Source organism: Gemmobacter lanyuensis (assembly GCF_014652355.1).
GTDB lineage: Bacteria > Pseudomonadota > Alphaproteobacteria > Rhodobacterales > Rhodobacteraceae > Gemmobacter > Gemmobacter lanyuensis.
In genome coordinates, this window is the sequence record NZ_BMYQ01000011.1 from 55,318 (window position 1) to 69,848 (window position 14,531).

Consider the following 14,531-nt stretch of genomic DNA (forward strand, 5'->3'; position numbering starts at 1 on the left):
AAAGATGTACACGTTTACATAAGGCCGATGAGAACCGCACAACCCATCCGCCGGGGTGGGGTGACTTCACCAAAGGAGAAACAAGGTGAAACCGCTGAACGTCGCACTCATTGGCACGGGCTTCATGGGCAAGGCCCATTCGATTGCCACGGCTGTCGTCCCGATCCTGTTTGGCGCGCCGGTCGAGGTCGTCCGCAAGGTCGTGGTCGACATTGACGAGGAACTGGCCCGCAATGCGGCCAAGACCTATGGTTTCGAGGAATACGCGACCGACTGGCGCGAGGTCGTGAACCGCCCCGATATCGACATCATCGACATCTGCACCCCCAACGATACACATGCCCCGATTGGCATCGCAGCCGCCAAGGCGGGCAAACACATCCTGTGTGAAAAGCCGATGTCGATGACCGTGGCCGAGGCCGAGGAGATGCAGGCCGAGGCGCGCAAAACCGGCGTCGTCACCATGCTGTCCTACAACTATCGCCACACGCCCGCGATCCAGATGGCCAAGCGCCTGATCGAGGACGGGCGCATCGGCAAGATCCTTACGTTCCGCGGGCACTACCTGCAGGACTGGGGTGCCGATCCGATGGCACCGCTGTCCTGGCGGTTCAACAAGGCCAAGGCAGGATCAGGCACTTTGGGGGATATCGGGACCCACATTGTCGATGCGGCACGGATGCTGGTGGGGGAATTCGAAGCGGTGAATTCCATCGTCAAGACCTTCGTCCCCGAACGCCCGCTGCCTTCGGGGCGCTTCTTCGGTCAGCGGGGCGAGGCTTCGTCTGAGATGGGCAAGGTTGATGTCGATGACGCCGCCCTGACCATGATCCAGTTCAACAATGGCGCCTATGGCACCATTGAAGTGACCCGCAATGCCTGGGGCCATCACAACCAGCTCGGCTTTGAAATCCATGGCACGCTGGGGTCCATTGCTTTTGATTATCAGCGCCTGAACGAATTGCGCGTGGCCTTTGGCGAAGATGCCAAGTCTGACACCTTCGGCTGGCGGACCGTCTACTCGGGTCCGAACCAACCCTATGGCGATCTGCTTTGGCCGATTGCGGGGATGGGGCAGGGCTACATCGATGTGAAGTCGCTGGAGTGGTATAACTTCCTCAAGGCCATCGCGGAAAAACGCGAGGCTGCGCCCAACTTTGCCGATGGCGTGCAGATCGAACGCATCGCCGAGGCCATCCTCAAGTCCGGCGAAACCCGGCAGTGGGAAAAGATCGACCAGAGCGCCGTCTGAGGGCCAAGGCCCGACCGCCTTCCCGATTGCGGGAAGGCGGCTTACTTCGCACAGGGACACAGAGATGACGATCAAGCTTGCCATGCACACATGGCCCTATGCCAGCAATCCGAGGTGGTTGCCGGCTTATACCTTGGAAGAGACCCTCAAACGGATCAAGGCCATCGGCTATGACGCCGTCGAGATCGGTGCCGCCAGCCCCCATGTCTTTCCGCAATCGCTCAGCCCGCAGCGGCGCAAGGACATTGCGCAGATGCTTCGTGACTATGAATTGCATCTTTGCGCAATGCTGCCCGCGCATGGCGGTGGTCCGGGCAACAACGTCGCCTCGCCGGTGGCCGAGGAACGGCAGTGGGCGATGCACCACTACAAGGAGATGGTCCAGCTGACCTCGGACTGGGGTGGCAAGCGGCTGATTTGCCTGCCGGGTTGGACGATCTTTGGAACCTCGGCCCAACAAGGCTGGGACTGGGCACGCGATGCCATTACAGAAATTGCCACCTTTGCAGATGATTTCGGCATCGAGATCATCATCGAGCCCACGCCCGAAGACAGCAATATCGTCAATACCTGCGAAGATACCATCCGCATGATGGAGGAGGTGGGGCGCAAGAACGTCAAGTTGATGTTCGACACCCACCACCTGATCGTGATGGGCGAGGTGATGAGCGACTACGTCTACCGCATGGGCAGCAATCTTGTGCACATCCACCTGTCCGACAATGACCGCTTGCCGCCTGGCAAGGGCATCGGCGATTTCCCGGGCCTGATCACGGCCCTGCGGGACACTGGGTTTGATGGCTATCTGTCGATGGAATGCGGCTGGACCCAGCGTGGTCTTTCGCCTGACTGGGTGGCGAGAACGTCGCTGGAGTACACCAAGCCCTTGGTGGACGCCGCGAACGCGCGATAACAGATGTCCGGGCCTTTTTTGGCCTGGACGACGCCCGTCATGGGTGATTGCACGACCTACCGGGGCAGGCCTATTCTGTTCCCTCCTTTGCCACCCGCGTGGAGCGAGATCGAGAGATGGTTGAATGACGAAGCCGCCAACAGTGCATGATGTGGCCCGACTCTCCGGCGTTTCGACGGCGACCGTGTCGCGGTACTTCAACGGCAAGCATGACATTCTGTCCCCCGAAACGCTGGAACGGGTCAAAAAGGCTGTTCAGGATCTGAACTATACGCCGTCCGAAGTAGGCCGTTCATTGCGGCTGTCCCGGAGCAATATTGTCGTGATGTTGGTCCCGGACGCGACGAACTTCTTTACCGCAGACGTCGCCGTGTCGGTCGAAAGCGCCTTGCGGGACATGGGACGCACTCTTGTTCTGGCAAATACCTCTGAAAACGGTGCCAATCAGGACAAGCTTCTGACGGATGCCATTGGAATGCGCGCCGAGGCGATCATATTGCAGGGTGCCATCGACACGCCGCAGCTGCGGGCCGTCGTAAAACAGAATACCCATTGCATCTTTGTGAATCGCCGTCCAGCAGAAGGGATCGTCGCGCCTTATGTGGGCGTTGACAACTTTGCCGCAGGCCGGGCAGTGGGTGAGTATTTCAGGTCCAAAGGTTATGACAATATCATCGCCATTCATGGACCAAAACACTATCCTGGCAGCACCTCTCGTCTCGACGGATTTTTGCAGGGCTGTGGCCAGGCTGAGTCCGTGACGCAGATAGAATGCAGCTATCGCACCGAGGATGGCTATCAGGTGGCGCAGAAGCTTTTCTCCGGAACAGGGAAAAGCTATTCCATCTTCTGTGGAAACGATATGATTTCCTATGGTGTTTATCGGGCCGCGATCGAAAACGGCCTGACCGTACCGGGAAATGTTCGGATTTTTGGGTTTGATGGCTGTCATATGAACAAGTGGCTGGCCCCTTGGCTGTCCACCTTGCGCGTCAGAACTGATCTGTATGGTCCGGCAATTGCAAGACTGATCGACATCCCCCCTAAGGCTGGTGCTTCGGCACCAAATGAAATCTTCCCGTTCGAAATGATCCTTCGCGAGTCTGCTTAAACTCCGGCATGATGAAAAGGGTAGTCACATGTTCAACCAGGTTCTCATCCTCGCCAGCCTTTCGCCGACATTTGAATTCTCCACCTATGGGGTGGATGGTAAGGAGACCGGATTTTGGAGCCGCCTGTTTCAACGGCGTCTCAAATCTCGGTGAGCGTTGCCGTTGAGAAAATGAACGCGGTTGCCAGATGATCAGCCTCCGTGCTTTGGAGATCTACTACTGGACTGCCAAGCTGAGCAGCTTTTCCCGTGCTGCAGAGAAGCTTAACACGACGCAACCCACGGTGTCACAGCGAATCCTGGCGCTGGAAGAGCATTTCGGACGCCAGTTGATGAACCGTGCGAGCAAGCCTGTTTCGTTGACACGAGACGGGCAAAGGATGTTTGCACATGTCGAGCTGATACTGCAGCAGATCGCAAAGTTGAATCAAGATTTTGATCAACCCGGCCATATCGGATCTGTCCGTCTGGGTGTGTCCGAAACGATTGTCCACACCTGGTTGGGATCATTTCTGGAAGCGTCGCATCAGCGCTTTCCGCAGGTCGACTTTGAAATTTCCGTCGATGTTACTCCGGAATTGCAACGTGGGCTGAGCGAAGGTGAGCTTGATATCGCCTTCATGCTGGGGCCAGCCAGTGTTGATGGACTTGCCTGCCATCATCTGCAGGACTCACCGATGCAATTCTATGCTGCACCAGATTTGATACCGGGCAACCATTTCAAGTCTGAACATATTGGTCATTTTCCGATCCTGACCTATCCTCGACATGCCTATCCGCATAGCCAAGTGCGCGAATTGTTGCAGCGCCGGGGTGGACAACAGCCCCGTATCTTTCCCAATTCATCCTTGTCAACGATGGAGCGAATGGCTGTGGATCGAATAGGGGTGGCCTTGGTGGCGCAGGGGGCTTTCCAGTTGTCCCTTGAGCAAGGCAAGCTTGTGGCTTTGAAAAGTGATCTGCCTATACCCGTGCTTCCATTCTATTCGTTTTATCTGACTGGGTTGGGAGATGGGGTTCTCTCGGATCTTACCACAATCGCGCAGACGGTGGCACAACAGCTGGGCTGAGCCATTCGCTAACCTGATGCAGCTTTATCAGATATTATAATTTTACTTGAAGAACGTTGATCCTGGAATATGGGCTGTCCCGGCTATGGGAAAAGGCGGTTCGCACCGAAGCCCCTGCTGTGGGAAACACCCCAACCTCATCCCAAGAAAGAAATGTCCCTCATGAACGCTGCACCCCCGATGCTCGATTTCACCCATGGAAAAGGAGCAATGACGGCAACAACGATCGAAAACTTCATGACGCTTGACCTGACGGGCGTCGGATTGATTGGTAAGATCTATGCCGCATTGCAGCAGGTGCAGCCTGGCCCTGCTTGCATGATCGCGGCGCAGATCGTGGTGAAGCGCCTGCGTGACCAGCCGGGGCCGGTGGTCATCGCGAGCGGCTTTCCCGAGGGCGCGGGCGTTCCGGAAACGGATGGTCCCGTGGGCGCGGCGCTTCTGGCGCGTGCGCTCTTTCTCGGGCTTGGGGTCGAGACGGTGATCCTGACCGATGCTGACTGGTTGACGATGATGGAGGGCACTTGCCGTGGTGCCGGCCTTGCGCCCTTGCCATTCCCCGAGGATGGAGTGATCCGCCCTGTCGAGTTCATCCGGCCGATCTATATCTGCACCACGCCGAAAGATGACGCGGGTTGCCGCGCGGTGACAGATGCGATTCTGGATGAAACGCGCCCGTCCCTCGTGATCTCCATTGAGCGCCCCGGCGCAAACGAAAACGGGCTCTATCATGGGCTCGGCGGACGCCCATTGGATGGGATGGTGGCGGATTACGATCAGTTTTTCCGGCGCGCACAGTCGCTTGGGGTGCCGTTTCTTGCGATCGGGGATGGCGGGAATGAATTGGGCATGGGGGTCGTCGCCGAGCAGCTGAAGACGTTTTCGCCCAAAGCCCGTGATTGCGGCACTCCTGGTCGCGGGGGGGTGGCCGCAGCGACGGCTGCCGATCATCTGATCGTGGCGAATGTATCGAATTGGGGCGCAACCGGATTGATTGCGGCGCTTTCGGCATATCTTAACAAGCCCTCGATCTTCCATGATGGGGCACTTGAGCGGCGCTGCATTGAACACTGTGTTGCCTTCGGAGGGGTGGACGGCATGTTCATGGCGCCCGAAGCGGCGGTGGATGGGATTTCCGCAGTCGAATGGGAAGGTTTGGTCAACGCTTTCCGCAACACACTGGAGCGGGTTGCGGGGCGTGTGACCGGATGGAAAGGCGACAGCGGCGATTGGCGCCAACTCAAGTGAATTACCGCTTGGGAAGATTGGTTTCCCTCAAATGTACACGTTGACATGGCATCTTGTCTTGATGTACACGTTAACATAAGGCGAGTCGAAGGGGCCAGAAGAGCATCCATATGACAGCCTGACGGGAAGGGGAGGCATGCGCCCGACGTCATGCCCAACCTCATTAGCAAAGACAGGAATGGCCGCGCGCATCGCTAAGCACGCGTTCAAGACCTGCGCCGGCTTTCGGCGCAGGTTCAGGAAGATGTCGTCAAAGACACGCGAACCCCATCGACAACCAACAAGGAGCGACTGATGAAAAAGTTCTTTCCGGGGCTGGCTCTTGCCACGCTTTCCGCAACCACTGCTCTGGCAGGCGACATCGGTGTCACCATTGCCACTTCGGATTCCAACCTTGCGCTGCTGATCCAGGGGATCGAGGCACATGCGAAAGAGCTGGGCCAGCCGGTGCAGGTCGAAATCGCGGATGGCGATGTCAACAAGCAGCTGTCTCAGATCCAGAACTTCATCGCGGCAGATGTCGACGCGATCATCGTGAACGTGATCGAAACCTCGACCTCGCCGACCATCACCAAGATGGCCGCAGATGCGGGGATCCCGCTGGTCTATGTGAACAACACGCCGCGTGACGTGGAGAGCCTGGGCGATACCGCCGCTTTCGTCGGGTCCGATGAATATGTTGCGGGCACATTGCAGGCCGAAGGCGTCTGCAAGCGCCTGACCGCGCGCGGCGTGACGGGTGAGGCTGGTGTTCTGATCCTGCAGGGGATTCTCGCCAATGAAACCGCAGTGCTGCGGAGCAAGGCCGTGCATGATGTGGCAGCCCGCCCTGAATGCAGCTTCATGAAAGTCATCGACGAACAGTCCGCCAACTGGGACCCCGTCAAGGCGCAGGATCTGATGACGAACTGGATCACCGCCGGATATCAGCCCGCCGCCGTGATCTCGAACAACGACGAGATGGCCTTTGGTGCGATCAACGCGCTGAAAGCGGTCAGCTGGAACATGGATGAGGTCGAGATTGCGGGCATCGATGCGGTCCATGAGGCGCTCGAATACATGAAGCGCGGCGATCTGGACGTGACCGTCTTCCAGGACGTGCGCGCCCAAGGTACCAGCGCTGTCGACATGGCAATCAGCCTTGCCAAGGGCGAGAAGGTCGAGTCGCCCCACTGGATCCCCTATCAGTTGGTCACGCCCGAGAACGTGGAAGAATATCTCGCGAAGTACTGACCGGCAAAGCCTCGGGGGTGCATCCACTTGGATGCACCCATCGGGTTGGCATCGCAGAGGGACCCTCCATGACAGAGCCATCCATCGCGGCCGCGACGCGGCCGACTAAAATCACGACCGACCGCGAAGGACCGGCACTGCTGAGTGTCAGGGGTATCCGGAAAGAGTTCGCCGGTGTCGTCGCCTTGAATGACGTTTCTTTCGAGCTTCGGGCCGGAACGGTCCATGCCTTGATGGGCGAAAACGGCGCAGGCAAATCCACGTTGATGAAGGTCATCTCGGGGATCTACCGGCCCGACGGCGGCACGATCCTGTTGAACGGGCGCGAAGTCGAACTGACGACCCCGCTTGCGGCGCTGGATCTGGGGATCGCCATGATCCACCAGGAACTCAATCTGATGGCGCCGATGACGGTGGCCGAAAACATCTGGATCCGCCGCGAGCCGCGCAACCGCCTCGGTCTGATCGACCATGCGGAACTCAACCGCCGCACCGCGGCGCTCTTTGCCGAGTTGGATATCCGGATCGATCCCGACCGTCTGGTCGGCGACCTGAGCGTAGCGAACCGCCAGATGGTCGAAATCGCCAAGGCGGTGTCCTACAACTCGCAGGTTCTCATCATGGATGAACCGACCTCGACCCTGACTGAACGCGAGGTCGAACACCTCTTCCGTATCATCAATACGCTGCGGGCCAAGGGTACGGGTATCATCTACATCACCCACAAGATGAACGAGCTGTTCGAGATCGCGGACGAGGTCTCGGTCTTTCGCGACGGCGAACACATCGCGACGCGCGCTTCAAGCGATCTGACCCGCGATGACGTGATCCGCATGATGGTTGGTCGCGACATCTCGCAGATGTTCCCCAAGGTTCCCGCGGAAATCGGCGATGTGGTCCTCAGCGTCCGCAACCTGACCTTGCGCGGCGTGTTTGACGATATCTCGTTCGATCTTCGCGCGGGCGAAATTCTGGGCGTGGCCGGGTTGGTGGGGGCGGGCCGGTCCAATATCGCCGAAACGATTTTTGGGGTGACCCCGGCGACCTCCGGGTCGATGCTTGTGGACGGGCGGCATGTGGTGATCGATACGCCGCGCACCGCGATGCAACAGGGCATGGCCTTCCTGACCGAAGACCGCAAGGATACCGGCTGTTTCCTGAACCTGACAATCCAGGAAAACATGCAGATTGCGGCGCTGCAAAGCGGCTTTCACCGCAACGGTTTTGTCGAGCAGCGTCGTCTGGGTCAGGAATGCCAGACCCTGAGAGAGGCGCTCCGCGTCAAGACGCCTTCGATGGAGCAGAAGATCGTCAACCTTTCGGGGGGAAATCAGCAAAAGGCGCTGATCGGACGCTGGCTTCTGACAAAGCCGCGGATTCTCATCCTGGATGAACCGACGCGCGGCATCGACGTCGGCGCGAAGGCCGAGATTCACCGCATGATCTCTTCCCTCGCGGCCGAGGGGCTCGCCGTGATCATGATCTCCTCCGAACTGCCCGAAATTCTGGGGATGAGCGACCGGGTCATGACGATCCGCCAAGGCAAATTGACCGGAATTCTGGATCGCGCCGAGGCCGATCAGATCAAGATAATGGAGCTTGTAGCACAATGACTGCGCGCGCAATCGACCCCGGCGCCCTTGAGACGACGGCGTCGAAATCGAAATACCAGAATGAGCTGTCGATGGCACTGGTCCTTGTCGGGATCGCCATCATGTTCGAAATCCTCGGCTGGATTTTCGTGGGGGATTCCTTCCTTGCGAACCAGCAGCGGTTGTCGATCATCATCCTGCAGGTATCCGTGATCGGGATTCTGGCGGTCGGGGTGACGCAGGTCATCATCACCGGCGGGATCGACCTGTCCTCGGGTTCGGTCGTGGGTCTTTCTGCAATGGTGGCGGCCTCGCTCGCACAAAGCTCGACCGATCCGCGGGCGCTCTTTCCGGCCCTGACCGATCTCATGCCGGTGTGGCCGATCCTTGCGGGGGTTCTTGCAGGGCTTGTGGTGGGGGTGATCAATGGCGGGCTGCTGGCCAAGACCAATATCCCGCCCTTCATCGCGACGCTGGGTACGATGGTCTGCGTTCGTGGCATTGCCAAATGGTACACGCTGGGCCAGCCCATTGGTCTGCTCACGCCCGAATTCAGCTGGATCGGGCGCAGCTTCAACGTGCTGGGCTTTCCGGTGCCGCTGCCGGTGCTGATCTTCCTTTTTGTCGCGCTGATCTTCCATGTTGCGCTTGGCTATACCCGGTACGGCAAGTTCACCTATGCCATCGGCGCCAATCCGCAGGCGGCGCGCGTGTCCGGCATCAATATCGGCAGCCACCTGATCAAGGTCTATGCGATTGCGGGGCTTTTGTCGGGCCTTGCAGGTGTGGTGACGGCGGCCCGCGCGGCTTCCGCCCAACCGACCATGGGTACCGCCTACGAGCTGGACGCCATCGCCGCGGCAGTGATCGGAGGCACCTCTCTGGCTGGTGGGTCCGGGCGCATCCTCGGCACGGTGATCGGGACGCTGATCCTTGGCGTGATCATGTCGGGGTTCACCTTCCTCAAGATCGGATCTTATTACCAAGAGATCATGAAAGGCGCGATCATCGTGGCGGCCGTCGTGATCGACCAATACCGCCGGTCGCGCAAGGATCGCGTCTGACAGGGCGGGGCGGGCGGGCCTCCTCTCGCCGTCCGCCAGAACCGGGCCTGCCGGCAGGTTTCCTTGGGCAGGCCCGTCTTCATTTCCCTTTGGTTCTTCACCCTCATGCCGATGCCACTTTGCATCGCCTGACGTCTGTGCCCCATGACCCTGACAATCGACATCAACAGCGACCTCGGCGAAGGCTATGGCATCTGGCAGATGGGCGATGATGCCCGGATGCTCGACCTGGTCAGCTCGGCCAATGTGGCTTGCGGTTTCCATGCCGGCGATCCCCAGACCATCCTGACCACGGTGCGCGCTGCCGCCGCACGGGGCGTGGCGATCGGGGCCCATATCTCTTACCCGGACCGCGTCGGATTTGGGCGCCGCCCGATGGACCTGTCGCAGGCGGAGCTCTGCGCTGATGCAATTTATCAGATCGGGGCGCTGCAGGGGATCTGCACCGCCGCCGGAACCCGCCTGCGCTATGTCAAACCGCATGGCGCGCTTTACAACACCATCGCCATCAATGCCCGTCAGGGTGCTGCCGTGATCGAAGCGATCTGCGCCGTGGATCCCGATCTGATCCTGATGGGACTGGCCGGGGCGCCGATCTTGCGGCAGGCGGCAGAGGCCGGGCTTGCCACGGTCGCCGAAGCCTTCGCCGACCGCGCCTATGCGCCTACGGGGCAACTCGTCTCTCGAAGAGAGCCGGGTGCCGTGCTGCACGACCCCGAGATGATCGCCCGGCGCATGCTCCGTCTTGCAACCGAGGGGGTGATCGAGGCCATCGACGGATCCCCCTTGCGCCTCCATGCCGATAGCATCTGCGTCCACGGCGACAGCCCCGACGCCGTATCCGTCGCCGCCCGCATCCGTGCGGTGCTGCAAATAGGCGGCGTCTCCATCCGCTCTTTCACCGAGGTATCCGCATGACCTGTCTGCTTCCTGACCCCGCGCAGGCCGCGCTGGCGCGGTTGTCCTACCGTCAGGGCCAGATCGTCCCTACCGCGGGCGTAGCGCCGGGATTGACCCAGTGCAATATGATCTCGCTGCCCAGGGATTGGGCATGGGACTTTCTGCTGTTCGCGCAGCGTAACCCGAAGCCCTGCCCGGTGCTGGACGTGACCGACCCCGGCAGTTTCCGCAGCACCCTTGCACCAGATGCCGATCTCCGAACGGATCTGCCGCTCTATCGCATCTGGCGCGACGGTGTTCTGGCCGAGGAAACGCCGGATGCCAGCGCCGCCTGGGCCGAATGCCCGGATCTGGTGACATTTCTGATTGGCTGTTCCTTTACCTTCGAAACCTCGCTGCAACAGGCTGGGATCGAGGTCCGCCACATCACGCAGGGGTGCAATGTGCCCATGTTCCGTACGAACTGTGCCTGTCGTCCGGCGGGTCGGCTCCATGGCGAGATGGTCGTCTCCATGCGCCCAATTCTGGCAGGCCGTGTGGCCGAGGCCGCCATGATCAGCGGCCGGACCCCGGCGGTGCATGGTGCACCCGTGCATATCGGCGATCCGGCGGCCCTCGGGATCCATGATCTCGCGCGCCCGGATTTTGGTGATGCGGTAGAGGTGCGCGCGGGCGAGATTCCGGTGTTCTGGGCCTGTGGTGTCACACCGCAGGCGGCGGTTATGGCCTCAAAACCGCCTTTTGCAATCAGCCATGCACCCGGCCACATGTTCATCACCGACATTCCCGATACCCATTGGCAGGTTTGATCATGCGTGTGCTTCCCATCGGGCCGCGGACCCTTTTGGTTGAGCTTCTCGACCTTGACGAGACTTTGGCCCTGTTTGCGGCGCTGACGACCGCCGATCTTCCGGAGATCGCCGAGATCGTGCCCGCCGCCCGCACCCTGATGATCCGTACCGCGCCCGGTGTCGCGGCCGATAGCTCTTTGGCCAACCGGATCGCCGCCCTCCAACCTGCGTCCGGACTGCGGCCCAAGGTCGAAGGCGGGGCGGTCGTCGAAATCCCGATGTCTTACGATGGCGCTGATCTGGCAGACGTGGCGGATCATCTGGGGCTGACGGTGGCCGAGGTGATTGCAGCCCATCAGGCGGCGAATTGGCAGGTGGCCTTTTGTGGTTTCGCCCCCGGCTTTGCGTATCTGAATGGTGATGACCCCCGGTTCGACCTGCCGCGCCGCGCCGTGCCCCGAACCCGCATTCCTGCCGGGTCGGTCGCGCTGGCCGCACGCTTCTGCGGCGTCTATCCGCAGGATATGCCCGGCGGCTGGCAGATCATCGGCACCACACGTCTGCCGATGTGGGATCTGGCGCGCGATCCGCCCGCCATGCTGCGACCGGGTCTGCAGGTCCGGTTTGTTGAGGGTCATGCCACCGTCTACCCATCAGTCGTCCCGCCCCCGCCGCCGGTGGATCCCGCGCTGACCCTGATCTCTTCCGCCTTTCCGGTGCTGTTTCAGGATGATGGCCGTCCCGGTCTGGCGCAGCAGGGAGTATCGGCCTCGGGCGCGCTGGACCATGGGGCCTTGCACCTGGCGAACCGGGCCGTGGGCAACCCCGCGACTGCAGCGGCGCTCGAGCTGACCCTTGGCCCCGTGCGGCTGCGCGCTGTGGCGCCGGTCACTCTCGCGCTCACGGGTGCGGGGCGGGCGCAGGTTGCGGGCCAGCGGATTGCGCCGGGCGCGCCCTTTGCAATGGATGCGGGCGATGAGTTGGTCATCGATCTTCCGGCCGCCGGAATGCGCAGTTATCTGGCGCTACGGGGGGGGTATGCCTTGGCCCCGGTGCTGGGTTCGTGCGCCACGGATACTCTGGCGCGCATCGGCCCTGATCCGCTGCGGCCGGGGGCGTCAATCGGCTGCGCCCATCGACCAGCGCAGGCAACCCGCGCCCCGGAACCCCAGCCCGCGCTGCCCAAGGTGGGCGAGGTGCTGGTGCTGCCCGTCACGCTCGGCCCCCGGGCCGACTGGTTCCCACCCGACGTCCTGACCCGTTTCCTCACGCAAGAGTGGCTCGTTACGCCCCAAAGTTCGCGCGTTGGGGCGCGGTTGGAGGGGGCGGTGCCGCTCTTCCGTCCCGAGGCGCGCGAACTTGCCTCCGAGGGGACGGAAACAGGTGCAATTCAAGTCCCCCATTCCGGGCAACCGGTGCTGTTTCTTGCCGATCACCCGCTGACCGGGGGCTACCCGGTCATTGCGACGCTGCTGCCATCGGCACTCGATCTGGCCGGGCAAGCCCCACCCGGCGCCCTGATCCGCTTTTCCGCCGCCGCTCCATTTGCGCCCCTTTCTGTCCCGAGGCCCCAATGACCCTTTTTGCCACTGGCCCGACGCGGCCCATCCGTCGCCTGCTGATTGCCAACCGGGGGGAAATCGCCGTCCGCGTGATCCGCGCCTGCCGCGATGAAGGCATCACCAGCATTGCCGTCTACGCCGACAGCGACCGTGATGCACTCTTCGTCCGCATGGCTGATGAGGCCCATCCCCTGCACGGGGAACGCCCCGCGGAAACCTATCTTGATGCGGCCAAGATCATCGCCCTTGCGCGCACTGCCGGGGCTGAGGCGATCCACCCCGGTTATGGCTTTCTGTCCGAACGTGCGGATTTTGCGCAGGCGGTGATCGATGCGGGACTGATCTGGATCGGCCCGGATCCGCAGGTGATCGAGGTTCTCGGGGACAAGATCAAAGCCCGCCGCATTGCCGAAGCTGTGGGCGCCCCACTGGTTGCGGGAACACCCGGCCCGGTCGAAACCCCCGCCGAGGCGCTGGCCTTTGCCAAGACCCATGGCCTACCCATCGCGATCAAGGCGGCCTTTGGTGGCGGTGGACGCGGAATGAAGGTGGCCTGGCGGCTGGAAGAGGTCGAAGAGCTGTTCGAAAGCGCCACGCGCGAGGCGCTGGTGGCTTTCGGGCGCGGTGAGTGCTTCATCGAACAGTTCCTCGACCGTCCCCGCCATGTCGAAGCCCAGGTGCTGGCCGACCGTCACGGCATGGTCAAGGTGATCGGCACCCGCGACTGTTCCCTGCAGCGTCGCAACCAGAAGCTGGTTGAGGAAGCCCCGGCCCCCTTCCTGACGGCCGATCAGCGCGCGCGCATCCATGCTTCGGCCCGCGCAATCTGCGCCCATGCAGGCTATAGCGGGGCGGGCACGGTGGAATACCTTCTCTCCGCCAATGGCACGATTTCCTTTCTTGAGGTGAATACACGCCTGCAGGTCGAACATCCGGTGACCGAGGAAACCAGCGGCATCGACCTGGTGCGCGCGATGATCCGCGTGGCGCAGGGGGCGCAACTGGCCGATGACACGGTCCCTGAACCGCGCGGCCATGCCATCGAATTCCGCATCAATGCGGAAGATCCGGGCCGTGGGTTTCTGCCGACCCCCGGTGCTGTGCAGATCTTTGACGCGCCGTCTGGCCCCGGCATCCGCGTGGATAGCGGTGTGGTCGCAGGCTCGGTCGTGCCGGGCAGCTTCGATTCCCTCATGGCCAAGCTCATCGTGACCGGCGCCACCCGCGAGGAGGCGCTGGACCGGGCCGCCCGCGCCCTGCGTGAATTCCGGATCGAAGGGGTTGCCTCGGTCCTGCCCTTTGACCGGGCGGTTCTGGAACACGCCGATTTCCGCGCGCCTGAGGGTGACTTTCGGGTGCATACCCGCTGGATCGAAACCGACTTCGCCGAGGCGCTCGCCCGTGCGGTTGCCCCACATGGGCGTGTGACCCCAGCGCACCCTGCGCCGATGCTGCGCCTGACGGTCGAGATTGATGGCAAACGGCACGAACTGGGCCTGCCTGCGGGTCTGCTGGCATCGCTCCCGGCCGCGGGTGCCGTGCCCGAGGCTTCCCCTCAGCCAGAAGAGGACGCGGCCGCCGTTCTGGCGCCGGTTGCCGGCACATTGACGCTCTGGCAGGTCGACGAAGGGACCGTTGTCGAGCCGGGTCAGGTCATTGCGGTTGTCGAGGCGATGAAGATGGAAACCCGGATCGAGGCCCATCGCGCCGGTCGCCTGACAATCACGGCACAGGCGGGCGCAACCGTGATGTCGGGGTCCCTTCTTGCGCGTATTCTGCCCTAGCGCGCTTTCCC

General features: G+C 61.6%; 12 protein-coding genes. All 12 read left to right on the top strand.

Features of this window, described 5'->3' with window-relative positions:
* The first annotated feature begins 85 nt into the window (after positions 1-85).
* The 12 genes from IE101_RS15150 to IE101_RS15205 all read left to right on the top strand — a co-directional run bounded on the left by IE101_RS15150 (position 86) and on the right by IE101_RS15205 (position 14,520).
* Positions 86-1,252 carry a Gfo/Idh/MocA family protein gene (locus IE101_RS15150; RefSeq protein ID WP_189634683.1) on the top strand — a complete coding sequence of 389 codons (1,167 nt, stop codon included), beginning with the start codon at positions 86-88 and terminating at the stop codon, positions 1,250-1,252.
* A gap of 64 nt (positions 1,253-1,316) precedes the next feature.
* Complete coding sequence (locus IE101_RS15155) at positions 1,317-2,165, top strand: sugar phosphate isomerase/epimerase family protein (RefSeq protein WP_189634684.1); 849 nt, start codon at positions 1,317-1,319, stop codon at positions 2,163-2,165.
* 124 nt (positions 2,166-2,289) lie between these two features.
* Entirely contained in the window at positions 2,290-3,276 is a 987-nt protein-coding gene (locus tag IE101_RS15160; protein ID WP_189634685.1) for a LacI family DNA-binding transcriptional regulator, read from the top strand.
* 188 nt (positions 3,277-3,464) lie between these two features.
* Positions 3,465-4,346: a LysR family transcriptional regulator gene (locus tag IE101_RS15165; RefSeq protein WP_189634686.1), complete on the top strand. Its 882-nt coding sequence runs from the start codon at positions 3,465-3,467 to the stop codon at positions 4,344-4,346.
* Positions 4,347-4,508: 162 nt separating this feature from the next.
* The gene (locus IE101_RS15170) at positions 4,509-5,594 is read left to right on the top strand and encodes a glutamate cyclase domain-containing protein (RefSeq protein ID WP_229804213.1); all 1,086 of its coding nucleotides are present in this window, start codon (positions 4,509-4,511) and stop codon (positions 5,592-5,594) included.
* A gap of 294 nt (positions 5,595-5,888) precedes the next feature.
* Positions 5,889-6,827 (top strand): substrate-binding domain-containing protein, encoded by a 939-nt coding sequence (locus IE101_RS15175; RefSeq protein ID WP_189634687.1) that lies wholly within the window; start codon positions 5,889-5,891, stop codon positions 6,825-6,827.
* 68 nt (positions 6,828-6,895) lie between these two features.
* Entirely contained in the window at positions 6,896-8,440 is a 1,545-nt protein-coding gene (locus IE101_RS15180; protein ID WP_189634688.1) for a sugar ABC transporter ATP-binding protein, read from the top strand.
* Positions 8,437-9,483 (top strand): ABC transporter permease, encoded by a 1,047-nt coding sequence (locus IE101_RS15185; protein ID WP_189634689.1) that lies wholly within the window; start codon positions 8,437-8,439, stop codon positions 9,481-9,483. The genes IE101_RS15180 and IE101_RS15185 overlap by 4 nt, the downstream gene beginning before the upstream one ends.
* A 144-nt stretch (positions 9,484-9,627) precedes the next feature.
* Positions 9,628-10,401 (top strand): LamB/YcsF family protein, encoded by a 774-nt coding sequence (locus IE101_RS15190; RefSeq protein WP_189634690.1) that lies wholly within the window; start codon positions 9,628-9,630, stop codon positions 10,399-10,401.
* Complete coding sequence (locus IE101_RS15195) at positions 10,398-11,192, top strand: putative hydro-lyase (RefSeq protein WP_189634691.1); 795 nt, start codon at positions 10,398-10,400, stop codon at positions 11,190-11,192. The genes IE101_RS15190 and IE101_RS15195 overlap by 4 nt, the downstream gene beginning before the upstream one ends.
* Before the next feature lie 2 nt (positions 11,193-11,194).
* On the top strand, positions 11,195-12,751 hold the full coding sequence (locus IE101_RS15200) for a 5-oxoprolinase subunit B/C family protein (RefSeq protein ID WP_189634692.1): 1,557 nt from the start codon (positions 11,195-11,197) through the stop codon (positions 12,749-12,751).
* Positions 12,748-14,520, top strand: a complete 1,773-nt coding sequence (locus tag IE101_RS15205; RefSeq protein WP_189634693.1) for an acetyl/propionyl/methylcrotonyl-CoA carboxylase subunit alpha — start codon at positions 12,748-12,750, stop codon at positions 14,518-14,520. Before IE101_RS15200 ends, IE101_RS15205 begins: the two co-directional genes overlap by 4 nt.
* The last annotated feature ends 11 nt before the right edge of the window (positions 14,521-14,531 follow it).

Excerpts from the sequence above, each read along its gene's own strand:
- IE101_RS15155 (WP_189634684.1), top strand. The coding sequence starts at position 1,317 with ATGACGATCAAGCTTGCCATGCACACATGGCCCTATGCCAGCAATCCG.
- IE101_RS15160 (WP_189634685.1), top strand. The coding sequence starts at position 2,290 with ATGACGAAGCCGCCAACAGTGCATGATGTGGCCCGACTCTCCGGCGTT.
- IE101_RS15165 (WP_189634686.1), top strand. The coding sequence starts at position 3,465 with ATGATCAGCCTCCGTGCTTTGGAGATCTACTACTGGACTGCCAAGCTG.
- IE101_RS15170 (WP_229804213.1), top strand. The coding sequence starts at position 4,509 with ATGAACGCTGCACCCCCGATGCTCGATTTCACCCATGGAAAAGGAGCA.
- IE101_RS15175 (WP_189634687.1), top strand. The coding sequence starts at position 5,889 with ATGAAAAAGTTCTTTCCGGGGCTGGCTCTTGCCACGCTTTCCGCAACC.
- IE101_RS15180 (WP_189634688.1), top strand. The coding sequence starts at position 6,896 with ATGACAGAGCCATCCATCGCGGCCGCGACGCGGCCGACTAAAATCACG.
- IE101_RS15185 (WP_189634689.1), top strand. The coding sequence starts at position 8,437 with ATGACTGCGCGCGCAATCGACCCCGGCGCCCTTGAGACGACGGCGTCG.
- IE101_RS15190 (WP_189634690.1), top strand. The coding sequence starts at position 9,628 with ATGACCCTGACAATCGACATCAACAGCGACCTCGGCGAAGGCTATGGC.
- IE101_RS15195 (WP_189634691.1), top strand. The coding sequence starts at position 10,398 with ATGACCTGTCTGCTTCCTGACCCCGCGCAGGCCGCGCTGGCGCGGTTG.
- IE101_RS15200 (WP_189634692.1), top strand. The coding sequence starts at position 11,195 with ATGCGTGTGCTTCCCATCGGGCCGCGGACCCTTTTGGTTGAGCTTCTC.
- IE101_RS15205 (WP_189634693.1), top strand. The coding sequence starts at position 12,748 with ATGACCCTTTTTGCCACTGGCCCGACGCGGCCCATCCGTCGCCTGCTG.